Below are 13,565 nucleotides of genomic sequence, written 5' to 3' on the forward strand. Positions count from 1 at the left end.
GGCCGGAATTAGAATATACCATGTATAGATTTCGAATGCAAGCTTTATTTTTAAATTATTAATAATTGCTTTACTTCTTCCTCCCTACTCCCATTATACTTTACAAGATACTCATCCCGCAGCAGCAACTACCTTTCCAAACTCGGGAGAATAGCAACTCTCTCACATTACAATAGTTTCTATTATATATAGTAGAATATCTTTCAAACCGGTTATATCCAGCTTGCTGTTAACTCACTTCAATCCGCTCAGATATGCCTATTTGTCCAATTCATAATCATTTATAGAACTAAAAAACAGGATCGGTTATTTCCGCTCCCGTTTTCATAAAATGTAGATGTTGCTACGTAATCCTCATAGTGCATCTTTTCAAGTTTGCTATTTAAGTATACACATCAGGGTCTGATGATCTCACCATCCGAGCCGCTTACATCAAAGAAACCAACGTTATGCTTCCTTGCCAACTCACGCATCATTATATAGGCGTCCTCCGCAACAGACCATGCGAATGCAGCATAAATCACTTCTTTTCCTAGCGAGTATTCTGTTAATCGATTATCTGTTCCCGCTTCTTCCATCGCTTCAAACACATCGTCGTCTACATTCATGGAAGGAAATATAAGAATGAGTTCTTCGTAAAAGCGTTGAAGCTGCTCTGAGCTCACCTTAATGTCTGAATAGGAATGGTCCTCTGACCATTTTGTCTGCTCACCATACCATCTCATAAACGACGTTTTATCAACTGGAGCTTTGGCTGGATCAAAAACCATTAAATCATAACTCATGTATGTTCCTCCTTTATATATAGAAGAAAGTCAATTCCGATCCCCCACAGATCAAGAATATCCCCTACGTAGAACATTTCAAAGTGTCTCCTGTCCCTTCTTTTAATTTTCATGCTACATATATAAGAAACAAAAAAAGCGAAAGCCCCGTTAAAGTACCAAGGCTTCCGCTTCTTTCATTTGTATAAATAAGAAATACATTATAAGTCTTTGACCCAATTCATTCAGTCAAACTTTTATTCTCCACCGATAAATACATATCGGCATATAACAATGATAGCTAATATCCACATAAGCCAGTGGACCTTTACTTTGCGCTCCGTAACCAGATTACCGAACACGGCCAAGATTACATAGGATACAATCCCTGCGGAAATCCCGTTTGCAATCCCTCCAGTGAAAGGCATCAATACAATGGTAAGGAACGCCGGGAAAGCTTGCAGGAAGTCATCCCATTCAATGCTGCGAACCTGACTCATCATCAAGACACCCACGATGATCAATGCCGGAGCTGTTGCAGCTGACGGGACAACCAATGCCAGCGGAGCAATAAACAAGGCCAGGATGAACAGGATACCTGTCGTTACAGAGGTTAAACCTGTACGTCCACCAGCTTCGACGCCAGAAGCACTTTCAACAAAAGCGGTAATTGTACTTGTACCCAGTGCAGCCCCTGCACTTACACCCACTGCATCGACGAGCATTGCTTTACCAACTGTTTTTTCGCCTTTTTTCTTATCCTTCATAATCCCCATTCGTGTTGCTGTGCCCACCATTGTTCCGAATGTGTCAAACAGCTCTACAAAGGTGAAGATGAAGATGATCTCAAACAGTCCAAGGCTAATTGCACCCTTCAAGTCCAGTTGTCCGACCGCCAGATCGCTGAAGTTAGGCAACCAGCTTGCACCGGACAAACCGCTGAGATTCGTAACTCCCATCGGGATACCAATCAACGTTGTGGCAATGATACCGATTAGCAGTGCACCTTTGACGCGCATAACCATCAGTATAGCGATAATGAACAGTCCAATCAGAGCCAGTAATGCATCATGATGCGAGATGAAATTACCCAAAGACAGATTAAAACTGCTGCCGGGAATCGGTTGGCTCAGATCTGCATCAGGTGCAACATTAACTGTTACAGCGACCAGATTAGCCAGTTTGAAACCTACAATGGTAATAAAGAGACCAATACCAACTGTGATTGCCATTTTTAATGAGTCTGGAACTGCAACGAGCAGCATTTGACGGATTTTGGTCACAGTCAGAATAATGAACACGATACCTGAAAGGAACACAGCTCCCAGAGCTGCCTGCCAGGAAATCGCACCGTTGGAGCTCAGAACTACAGTCATGAAGTAAGCATTCAAACCCATACCTGGTGCTAGGGCGATCGGAATGTTAACGAACAATCCCATAATGATGGTCATCAAACCAGCACCTACGGCTGTTGCAAAAAATACTGCATTGTCCGACATACCGGCTCCGGCCGATCCCAAGAACAACGTGTTTACGAAAAGAATGTACGCCATTGTCATAAAGGTAGTAAGACCCGCAACAATCTCCGTTCTAACGTTCGTTCCGTTTTCTTTTAGTTTAAAGAAACGATCCATAATTCACTAACTCCCCCTTAGAGATGTTGAAGCCATATAAAAACCAACAAAACGACAAATACCCCTGAAGATGAAATATATCACCCAGGGTTTTAGCTAACGAGGAGTGGCACGGTGCCAATTGCGGAGAACAAAAAAATTCTAATGTGCGAGATGTCATGCCCGACGCAATCATGTAGAATTCATGTGCTCAGCCTTATCCTCTTCGTAGCCAGATCATTAGGGTGATCTCGTAGAGACTCCCAGGCCAATCCCCGGGATTATACGAAGTAGTATGCGTTTTTTGTGTGTTTCCCATCACTATTTTAGGAGGGATGCCTCTAGTTTGTCAATGATAAAAACGAATATTACCCTCAGTCAACTTATAAATCGTTCGTATTATTTAACAAAATGAACCAGTTCAGCGGTTTACAACCCAAATTAAAATTGGTTTTACACTACGTTTTCATGTGTATATGTCGATCTTGCCACAAGTTTTCTCTTCATCTACAACATTAAAAAAGCTACCATAATCAAAGCACATGCCCTTTGATTATGGTAGCTTGATCGGTCTTCTAGAAGATGGTTATGTGGTGAGAATAACGTTTCTTAATATCCATTAGCTTAGGTATACGGGCAAGCTGCGACGATCACCAGATCATTTTTTACACGATAAGTCCTACGTCCTTACATTTCTGTCTGAAGTCCACCCCTTACCTGCTGTTGTTCCTGATCGGTATTAGCCGTTGACCCTTCAGACAAATCCTGATTCTGGGCTTGATCGGAAGACGAATCTGCTGCCTCTAAATTCACAAATGAAGAATCCCCCGCACCAAGAGCCAAGTCCTGCATACCCGAGCCGCATCCTGCCAGCATCACCATCAGAAACGCACTTCCAATGCCCATCTTCCATTTGCTCATATTGTCGGTTTTACGCATACATTCAATTCTCCTTTCAGTTGCCATATAGCCGTATTCTGTACTCAGTGTACAAGCCTCACATGAAAACAATCTGAAATGAACCTAAAAAAGGAATTAAATATTCAAAGATTTATCGTTATACCACCATCCACTCTCATCCCACATGCCTGCTGCCATTATCGCCTGCTTCGCCACTTTTTGCTGTTTGGCACTTTTCAAATGAACGATCATTCTTTCCAATGATTTATGATGAATCAGGGATTCGATATCTTCGGCGGTAATATGTTTCATTTGCAAAAGAGCGAGCTCTTTCAGGCTTTTGGAAGTCTTTGCCCAATCGATACTCTCTACATTCACATTGTTCAGGAAAACACGCTGTAATTCAGTCAGATTTTCAAGAGAAGGCAGACTCGTTAGATGCGGCTGGTCCTCTATCCCTAATAAGCGCAATCCCTTCAGTTCAGGCAATACGGATAGATCTGATAATCCTTTCACCCTTAGGAGCTTCAACAATTGCAAGGATTTCACTTCCGCAAGGCTATCCAGATTCTCTGCTCCACCAAAACTGAGATGAAGTTCGCTCAAATCCGTTACATCTTTTAAGTATCCCAATTCCTTTAATGGCATTCCCGAAATATAGAGGGACCGGAGTGATGACAACGTTCCGATCGTTTCGATGTTAGTTGTATGACCATTCACACTCAGCGTTTCAAGCTCAGTAAAGCGGTTAAGTACGGACAAATCCGTTTTCTTCGTTTTGGTTTTACCGATGCGGAGCTGCTGTACAGTGGTAGGTACAAGCGCCAATACATCAAGAGACTCCGCTTCAAATACGTCAAAAGCAAACTCTTTCAGCCCTGGTAATGCACCTAAGGCCTCAATCCCGTGAACACGTCTATTGCAGTCAATTACAAGCTTTTCTACATGGTTCATATATTTTAAAACAGACAAGTCGCCAGATTGCGAATAAAAGCCATATATACGAAAAGTAACATCTGGTCTGTTTGCAAACAGCTCCTCATTCAATGTCTGCATCAGGTTTACATCCGGGATATTGTGTTCGCTGTATTGAACAATCTTTAGTACAGGACGAGCCGCAAGTGCAGCAACCTCTTCATGAGTCCATCCTGGGTTGAGTTCGATTCTTTCCTTCATCCGCTATAGTTCCTCCTTACAGAGTGTTCTTCTTCGTTAATCTATTGGATGGTCCATCATTATCATAAATCAAAGTATAAATAACGTCTGGTGCAAACACAAAATGAAAAAAAAGAGACCGAAGCTCCTTTGACGGAAACTCCGATCTCTTATTATTAAATCTGTATAGATAACTTCTATTCCCACTCAATCGTTGCTGGTGGTTTGGAAGTTACGTCATACACGATACGGTTTACGTTGTCCACTTCGTTAACGATCCGCACGGAGATTTTCTCCAATACGTCCCAAGGGATACGCGCCCAGTCAGCTGTCATACCATCGATGGACGTTACGGCACGGATACCTACAGTGTAGGAATACGTACGCGCGTCACCCATAACCCCAACACTCTTCATGTTAGGCAAGGCTGTAAAGTATTGCCAAATTTCACGATCAAGACCGGCTTTGGCAATCTCCTCGCGCAGGATGTAGTCCGAATCACGAACGATTTTGAGCTTGTCCTCAGTCACTTCGCCAAGTACACGGATAGCAAGACCCGGACCTGGGAATGGCTGACGCCATACGATTGCTTCTGGCAGACCGCACTCTTCGCCGACTTTACGCACTTCGTCTTTGAACAAAGCACTCAGTGGTTCAATCAGCTTGAAGTTCATGTCCTCAGGCAATCCGCCCACATTGTGGTGGGATTTGATGGTTTGAGCTGTCGCTGTGCCACTTTCCACGATATCCGTGTACAGTGTACCTTGCGCCAGGAATTCAAAATCATCAAACTGCTTGGACTCTTCGTCAAATACGTAAATAAACTCGTTACCGATGATTTTACGTTTTTGTTCCGGATCATCCACTCCTGCCAATTTGGACAGGAAACGCTCTTGTGCATCAATTTTGACAACTTTCATGTCGAATTTGCCGACGAACGTCTCCATTACGCTCTCCGCTTCGCCTTTGCGCAGCAGACCATGGTCGATAAACATACATGTCAGTTGGTCACCGATGGCTTTGTGAAGCAATGCAGCCACAACGGAAGAATCTACACCGCCGCTAAGTGCGCACAATACTTTACCGTCGCCCACTTTTTCACGAATATCTTTGATCGTATCTTCGATGAACGTCTCCATGCTCCAGTTGCCTTCACAACCACAGATTTCGTACAGGAAGTTTTTGATCATTTCATTACCGCGAACAGAGTGGCGTACTTCTGGATGGAACTGAACAGCATACAATTTGCGCTCATCGTTACTCATTGCTGCGATTGGCGCACTTTCCGTGCCTGCATCCAGTTTGAATCCAGCAGGAAGAGCAACCACGTGGTCACCATGACTCATCCATACCGTATGTTCACCTTCGATACCTTGTGCAAGAGCAGCACCTGGTGCAAACTCAATATCCGCTTTACCGTACTCACGCTTCTCAGAACGCTCCACTTTACCATCAAGCTGTTGCGCCATAAGCTGCATTCCATAACAAATTCCGAAGATTGGCAATCCCAGATCATAAACGGCCGGATCTACGTGTGGTGCATTTTCTGCGTAAACACTAGATGGTCCACCCGAGAACACGATTCCCTTTGGTGATAATTCTGCGATTTTCTCAGCCGGTGTGTTATACGGCAAAAGCTCGCTGTATACGCCCAGATCCCGGATTCTTCTGGCGATTAACTGGTTGTATTGGCCCCCAAAGTCAAGGACAACCACTATTTCATTTTGCTTATTCATTACCGAGCCTCCCTCAATTAATGAAACTAATTATACGCAACGACAAAACATACCGTCAAGGAAAGGCGAAACTCCTTTTTTCGACATCTCAAAACATGGCATTTTCAACGCCTGAGATTACGGTATTCGGTCGAATGTTCTCGCCTCTATTCTATATATTTTCCGATCGGAAATATAAGAAAAGGGTTAATACATTATTTTCAGCATAAAAGAGATCTTCTGCATGGAAGCTCATAGTATATGATCGTGGAAAGACGCCTCGTTCGCTTTAGGGGCGAGAAAGGCGTCCTATGTTTAGCGCTGCGCTGTACTTCGTGTTACAGCGCCTGCATGCGCCGGGCCAGATGAAGTGCCCGGCGCAGGAAGTCCAGACTGTCCGCGCGCAGCGGACGGTCCGGCCCGTACAGCAGCCGTTCCCAGTCGGCTGCGAACCGCGCGATGTCCGCGCCGTCCGTGCCTGCGGCCACGGCGGGAGACGCTGCATATTCACGCAGCGTCATTCCCGGCGGCCGCGGGCCGTAACGGCGCGCGAGCGCGGCCCAGACCGGAGCGGCGGCGCTGAGCAGCCGCTCGCGGTCCGGAAAGCTGCTGCGCGGCCACGCCAGCAGCAGCCTTAGCCGCAGCGCGGGGCGAAGCCGCCGCATGCGGATGGCCCCGGCGGCGCACAGCAGCGCCGCTGCCGCAAGGGCTGCCGCGAGCCATGGGTGCGCCGCAATGGCCCGAGCGCGGGCGAGTAGCCATGCGCCCGCGTGAGCCACCCCGCCGTCCGTCTGCGGCGGGGTTACGGCAACGGGCTGCTGCCCGCTGAGCGCAGCGGCGTCTTGGCCTTCACCCTGCGTCATGGTGAAGCCTGGCGTAGCCTCGAACGGCATCCAACCCGCGCCTGGAAAATACACTTCTACCCAGGAGTGTGCATCTCCCTGGGTCACAATGTATTGCCCCGAGACGTCCGCATCGGCTTCCCCGGGTCCGAATCCCTTAACCCAGCGTGCCGGAATGCCCTCTGCACGTAGCAGCACAATCATAGCTGTCGAGAAATGATTGCAGTATCCCTGCCGTGTAACGAATAGAAAATCATCTACAAAATCAGTTCCGCGTGGCGGCATACGGGTATCCAGCGTATATTCGGCGTGGTCGGCAAGGTAAGTTTTTACAGCCTGCACGGCATCATAACGGGTCTCACTCCCCTGAATGATATCCTTGGCAAGAGCCTGCACGCGTCCTGGAAGCGTAGTTGGTAGCTGCAGATACGTTCTGCGAATTGCCGCCGGATCTTTCATGTTGGACATCTTTCCCAGAAGGCGAAGTTGTTCAGGTGTTGCCACGGGAATCATGACATCTGCCGTATAACTTTTGACAGTTTGATTGTCATAATTAGCCGCGAGCCATAACGTTGCGGAGTCTTCATTTGATAGCAGTAAACGTCTATTCTTCTGATTATCACTATTCTTATCCTGGAACGACAGATTGAGTGGCATTCCACCTGTGAAGAGGGGATTGGGTCCTCTCCACTCTCGCTTCATCGTTACCGTTTGACGAATACGTTGCCAATAGGCTGGGTACTCCCAACCGTCGGTACGCACCAATCCGGATGGACTTGTCGTCTCAAAGCTCTGCACAGGATCACTCCAGGTGCTTCCGTTATAATATGAACGGGTCTCGCCCCGCCAATACGTAACTTCCGGACTTTTTGCCGTGAAAAAAATCGTGTCTCCCTGCACCAAAGGTGCGCCCATTGGTGCATCAGCTGTACTGTATCCTGTGACGGCAGTTGTTGCAGGAATACTTCCGTGCTGTGTATAGCCTGCCCAGCGGGCCAAACGCTCACCCATCTGCTCAAGTGAAATACGTTCCGGTGGAGGAATAGTGGCAAGCTGACCAGGGATTGCTGAGAAAAGTACCATGCCTGTCGACACCGCAAGCGTTACCGCAGACCAACGGCCATAGGGACTCTGCTTAAAGATCGGTGTGGTGACCCCGCCATTAAGGCGAAGCAACTGTAACATGGCCTGAATGAGTAGAATCCACAACACAGAACGTATCACGGAAGCATATACATCCAGCCCGGCAAAGGATTCAAGCAGCAGTAGATAGACCAATGTTGCACTGCCAAAAAGCATCACACTTCGTCGCAGCAGTACCAGTGACTGCACGGAAGCCATCAGCATGCTCCAACCGCACATCATGAGCAGACCTCTTGTCTCCACACTAATCGAGTGAAAACGCCACGTACTCATGAAACTGCCCATATCGGCAGAAAGAGTGGTCGGATAGGTAACTGCCCATCCAGCAAGGTCATTACCTCCATACATGCAACATAATGCGGCTAGAGCAATGAAGAGTCTAATCAGTATTCCCGTAATCCAACCCGTACGAAGCAACCCCGCGAGCAGCAAGGCCCCCGTTAATCCTGCCATCACGGATAAGAATCGTTCACTGCCCTGCTGACCCGTTGACGTAACCGGATAAATCCACTCCATGGACAATATAAGCAAAATGGCAGAAAGACCGATTCTGTAAAGGAGAGGCTCCGAACTGTAGCCAGGACTCTTTAAATCTACTCCAGATGTCCTGGTTTCAGCTTTATATATGGAATGCACAGACTCTAACCCCAAACTTGCGGTGTGCCTCCGGTCAGCCACAGTGGAATTCGCTTGAGAGTTTCCATTATGCTCCCACATCCGTTACCTCCGCCTTTCTCATTGAAGGTAAAGAGCCGTCTGTAATCCAATGGATCTGTACTCCACTTTGACGAAGTTGTTCCACACTTTCATTGTCCATTTCACGAATAGTTTGATCTGTTGCAATGGACTGTGCTGTTGCTACAGCTACAGAGGTATCTGCCGCATCAACATGATGTCCTCGCTTCTGAGCCATATGGCTGCTGAGTGATTCCGCTCGCGATATAGGTAATGAACCTTCTCCTGCTATGAACTCCGTTAACTGAACCTCTACCCTGTATCCCAACCCGATTGCACACATTACCCACTCCACCAAAGCGTCATCCATTTTGCCAGTGAGGATCACAATTCGTGAGCCGATCGCCATTCTATCCAACATCTCTGTACGAAGCGATGGAGATACAGCTTGAGGCGCGGAAATTCGCGCCTGAGCCAGCTTGTCCAGCGCATGATTTTCAGGCGAGTGCAGGAGTTCTTGCTGCCATTTCTCCTGATGAGCATATCCTGACCCACCACCTTCGGTCCACAGTTGATAAGGAATGTTGTCACGTTCAGCGGTATGAATCCAACGGGCAGCTGCACGGACTACACGTTCAAAAGCGGGCATATCCCTCTTCTCTGACTGCCGCACTTCATAACCGGATGCGCCTTCATACACCAGTATACCCAGCGAGACAGAATCAGAGGTTTCAGGCAAAAAAGTCTGAAGTCGACCCGTTTTGGCTGTGCTTTTCCAATGAACACGCCCCAGCGGGTCTCCTTGCTGATATTCCCGGAACTCAGGACTGCGATTCCCTTGACTGCTTCTTCGCTCAGACAGTGCATCTTCTCCCACTGCCGAGTATTCTCCGGGATTATTCTCACCCCATTCCGCTGCTTGGGGAACAACAATGAGCGAGGTATGATTCACAGTCTCTGCGGAGACCGTATTCCATCCGAAAACATCACCCCAGTACAATCTGCTTGATTCCCATCTGTATACACCTCTGCGCAAACCCGATAATTCATATTGATACGTAAACTGGCGACGGGTTCCCGGAAATAGTAACTTACGGTGTACACCGGCAGGTGTATTCTCACACAGAATGATCCATAACAGTGGAATCGGGCAGTCGAATTTCAGTTCCACGGCCACTCGCGTTCTTTCGCCTGCCACAACCCGATTCGCATGCATTTGCCGCCGAATGTTAATATTGCGCGGACCGAGAAAATGGATAATCAGTGCGCTTGCGAGCATCAAGGCTGCCATAATGGATAGAAAAAGCGCGGCCTTGCCGCCATGCCATACATACAAAGAGGCAAAAACTATGACCAGGACAGCACCCAACATCCGTTGACCCAGCGCAGTCATTGACGCCGTCCCCTTCCCTGTGCCGCCATCTGTACAGGTACAGGAACCGATGACAGAGCTTCCTGAATCACCTGCGCCTGTGCCCAGATTTCAGCTCTGTTCTGGGATTTCAATTGAACGCGATGGGATAGGACAGGCACAGCCATCTCTTTCACATCATCGGGAATGACATAACTGCGTCCTTGCAGGTAAGCAAACGATTGTGCAGCGGCCATCCAGGCCAATGTTCCGCGCGGGCTGATACCCAGTCTTACCGCAGGGTGAGTTCTGGAGGCAACGGCAACAGCAACCAGATACTGTTTGACAACAGAGTCCACATGTACATGTTTTACTTCACGCTGCATGGCTACGACTTCTTCAGCAAGCATGACAGGGCGAAGTTCATCAAGCAGTTCTCTGCTTTGCATCCGGGTTAACAGTTCGACTTCCTGCTCCGGATCAGGATACCCCAGTCCAATCTTCATGATAAAACGATCCAGCTGCGCTTCAGGCAAACGATAAGTGCCCTCAAACTGCAACGGATTCTGCGTCGCCAGCAAAAAGAATGGGCGCGGCAAAGCATAGGTTGTGCCATCCACCGTAACGCGCCGTTCCTCCATCGCTTCCAGAAGTGCTGACTGAGTGCGGGGGGAAGCGCGATTGATTTCATCGGCCAGCACAATATTGGACATGACGGGTCCTGGTCGAAACTTAAATTCTCCCGTATGCGGATGATACATCGACGTGCCCGTCACATCTGCCGGCATCACATCCGACGTGAACTGAATTCGTCCCATGGAGCAATCCAGTGCAGAAGCGACGGCGCGAACCAGCATCGTTTTGCCGGTACCCGGTACATCTTCCAGAAGTACATGACCTCCACTCAGCATTGCAGTTAACACATAACGAATCTCTTGTTTTTTGCCTATGATCACACTTTCAACTCGCTTCATAACTCTATTCAGCAATTCTACAGCATGTTCATGTTCCATTCGGATATAAGACATATCTTCTAATCTCCTTCCATCCATCGGCATTCCTGAACCATACTAATCTATGATTCAGTGTTGCCCGGAAGTAGAGAGAATAGTCCTGTACGAACGACTTTATTCAGATCAATTTATCCAAATACATGCTGTTAGCTGCTGCTAGAGGAACGCTGGCTTTAACCATCCATTCCTTTTCATTCGCCTTTAGTGAATCAACGGTTACTCCCATATGCTCCATCAATTCACGCAGCGGAACCCAGATCGTTCCCCCCTGACTCTGCACGACTCCCTCTGTTGTTCTGTCATTCAACTGGTCTGAACGTTTCGTTGTCAGATCTCCGCTGACACTGTCTGCATGGATGGTTCGGTCTTTCCATACGGCTGTGGCTGTTCGGGTCTCTGCATTCCAACGAGCGCTACCACCGAACTTTTTCATAAAGGTCCGCAGAGGCACCATGATCCGCTGATCTTCCACGCGAAATTCTCCTTGCTTCAATGTGGCTGCTGCCAATCCAATTTCCACCTTCAGTTCCTTGCCGGCCAACCACAGGTTGCTGTTCTCTTGTACATTTTCTGCGATCCATTCCTTACTCGGGGCTTTGCGAGACTTGTATTTACCATTGGAATCGGTTCGGAATTGAACAGGCTCATCCGAGGCCTTCATCGTTTCAAAACGAAATCCCTGATCGCTGTAATACTTGATAATGCCAGGTAGTGCTTTTACCGTCTCGGCATGAGCTCCTCCATCATGCATCAATACAATGACCGAACGTGCTCCGGCAGGCACCTTGGTCGCATTGCGTAAGATTTCTTTGGCTGGAACACCCTTCCGTTTGGAATCACCACTGTCTACGTTCCAGTCCATAACGGTGTACCCGCCCAATTTCAGCAGATCAAAATAACTCTTATCAAAATGTCCGTAGGTACCGCCCGGTGCCCGGACCAGATTCGGTCTAAATCCGGTAATTCGTTCTACGACTGACTCTGTCTGTTTGATCTGCTTCCAGAACACTTTGAAATCACTATATAGCTGTTCATAATTATGATTAAACGTATGATTGCCCAATGCATGTCCATCTTCCACAACCGCACGGATCATCTCAGGATAACGTTCTGCCTGCTCTCCGAGCACAAAAAATGTAGCCAAAACCTGTTCCTTGCGCAAAATATCCAATACTTCACGGGTATGGTTACCCGGTCCATCGTCAAAACTCAAATAGACTACCTTATCTTGAGGATTCTCTTCTTTGGAGGCCGGTGCATCAGACCCCGATACAGAGGAAGCGTAAGTTGTGCCTGCCGATGCAGCGAATACACACAGCAGTACAACTATGCGAAGTATTAGTACAGACCATTTTCCAGATAATAATGTATGTATTGGCGTTAACATGTACGAATCGACCTCCAACGTCTCTAGTGAATTTGCTGATAGACTTCAGCAGATTTGTTAGAATTATATGGAGGACGCACTGAAAAAAGACGCGATTTTGTTTTATAATTTTTCACAATTGGGGATGGCTCGCGATTGATTCTTGGCTTCGGATTAGGTAGCATAATGGACAGGTAGGATCGTGAACAAAACTCCTTGGAGAGTAAGCATCTCCTCCCACCCTGTCTGCAGGAGAGTGAAGTCTATTGGAATTGCTTGAGAAGGTCCAGCATCTGTTTGGATCCTACGGATACAGCGTTTTGTTTTTTGGTTTATTGCTGGAATTCATCGCCCTTCCCTTCCCGGGAGAAACGACTATGGCTTATGCAGGATTTCTGTCCTACAAGGGTCATCTGGACTTTGGAATACTTGCCATCCTTGCTTTTCTGGGAACGACGATTGGCATGACGATCACTTATTTTATTGGGGCCAAAGCAGGTCTACCGTTCATTACACGATATGGCAAATGGTTTCTGATGAAACAGGACAAGCTGGATAAAACGCAAAAGTGGTTTGCTAAGTACGGTAATGCCCTGATCTTCATCGGTTATTTCATTCCGGGAGTGAGACATTTCACCGGATATTTCGCGGGTATAGCTGCTGTTCCCTTTCGTAAATTCGCTCTCTATGCCTATTCAGGCGCACTGTTCTGGGTCATGCTGTTCCTAGGCATCGGCAAAATATTTGGACCGCAATGGAACGCTGTGTTTCAGCTTGTTCATCAATATGCACCATACATCGTGGCGGGGATCGGACTGCTGCTGATTGCAGCCGTACTGTACCGTTATCGAAAAGCGTGGGTAGCTCGATCGTTGCGCAAACCTGCCGCTATTCGGCAAAGACAAAAATAAACGACAGCACTCACATATTAATCGATGATATCAATGGTTGGATTCAGACACATTTAGCTCAGAGATTTTTGTGCCGTGTGGAACCTCAGGTTATATTTTCTGTTTCTGATAATAGCA

The 13,565-nt window shown here is 47.4% G+C and carries 10 protein-coding genes and 1 riboswitch; of the genes, 1 reads left to right on the forward strand and 9 read right to left on the reverse strand.

Features of this window, described 5'->3' with window-relative positions; all coding sequences use genetic code 11:
• Nucleotides 1–395: 395 nt before the first annotated feature.
• The 9 genes from CS562_RS26865 to CS562_RS26905 all read right to left on the reverse strand — a co-directional run bounded on the left by CS562_RS26865 (nt 396) and on the right by CS562_RS26905 (nt 12,558).
• A complete protein-coding gene (locus tag CS562_RS26865; RefSeq protein WP_090904339.1) occupies nt 396–785 on the reverse strand; it encodes a hypothetical protein in 390 nt (129 codons plus the stop codon).
• A 236-nt stretch (nt 786–1,021) separates the two neighbouring features.
• Nucleotides 1,022–2,398: an NCS2 family permease gene (locus tag CS562_RS26870; protein ID WP_099858717.1), complete on the reverse strand. Its 1,377-nt coding sequence runs from the start codon at nt 2,396–2,398 to the stop codon at nt 1,022–1,024.
• A gap of 188 nt (nt 2,399–2,586) precedes the next feature.
• Nucleotides 2,587–2,686: riboswitch (purine riboswitch) on the reverse strand.
• A 378-nt stretch (nt 2,687–3,064) separates the two neighbouring features.
• The gene (locus tag CS562_RS26875) at nt 3,065–3,316 is read right to left on the reverse strand and encodes a hypothetical protein (protein WP_099858718.1); all 252 of its coding nucleotides are present in this window, start codon (nt 3,314–3,316) and stop codon (nt 3,065–3,067) included.
• 96 nt (nt 3,317–3,412) lie between these two features.
• Entirely contained in the window at nt 3,413–4,453 is a 1,041-nt protein-coding gene (locus tag CS562_RS26880; RefSeq protein WP_099858719.1) for a leucine-rich repeat domain-containing protein, read from the reverse strand.
• 176 nt (nt 4,454–4,629) lie between these two features.
• Nucleotides 4,630–6,168 (reverse strand): glutamine-hydrolyzing GMP synthase, encoded by a 1,539-nt coding sequence (gene guaA, locus CS562_RS26885; protein ID WP_099858720.1) that lies wholly within the window; start codon nt 6,166–6,168, stop codon nt 4,630–4,632.
• A gap of 317 nt (nt 6,169–6,485) precedes the next feature.
• Nucleotides 6,486–8,849 (reverse strand): transglutaminase TgpA family protein, encoded by a 2,364-nt coding sequence (locus CS562_RS26890; protein WP_099858721.1) that lies wholly within the window; start codon nt 8,847–8,849, stop codon nt 6,486–6,488.
• Nucleotides 8,836–10,200, reverse strand: coding sequence for a DUF58 domain-containing protein (locus CS562_RS26895; RefSeq protein ID WP_099858722.1), 1,365 nt, complete (start codon nt 10,198–10,200; stop codon nt 8,836–8,838). Before CS562_RS26895 ends, CS562_RS26890 begins: the two co-directional genes overlap by 14 nt.
• Nucleotides 10,197–11,186, reverse strand: a complete 990-nt coding sequence (locus tag CS562_RS26900; protein WP_099858723.1) for an AAA family ATPase — start codon at nt 11,184–11,186, stop codon at nt 10,197–10,199. The genes CS562_RS26895 and CS562_RS26900 overlap by 4 nt, the downstream gene beginning before the upstream one ends.
• A 103-nt stretch (nt 11,187–11,289) precedes the next feature.
• Nucleotides 11,290–12,558 carry a polysaccharide deacetylase family protein gene (locus CS562_RS26905; protein ID WP_099858724.1) on the reverse strand — a complete coding sequence of 423 codons (1,269 nt, stop codon included), beginning with the start codon at nt 12,556–12,558 and terminating at the stop codon, nt 11,290–11,292.
• Nucleotides 12,559–12,803: 245 nt separating this feature from the next.
• Between CS562_RS26905 and CS562_RS26910 the strand changes: the two genes are divergently transcribed.
• A complete protein-coding gene (locus CS562_RS26910) occupies nt 12,804–13,448 on the forward strand; it encodes a DedA family protein (RefSeq protein WP_076292229.1) in 645 nt (214 codons plus the stop codon).
• Nucleotides 13,449–13,565: the final 117 nt, after the last annotated feature.

It is taken from the genome of Paenibacillus sp. LK1 (assembly GCF_002750415.1).
GTDB classification, from domain to species: Bacteria; Bacillota; Bacilli; order Paenibacillales; family Paenibacillaceae; genus Paenibacillus; species Paenibacillus taichungensis.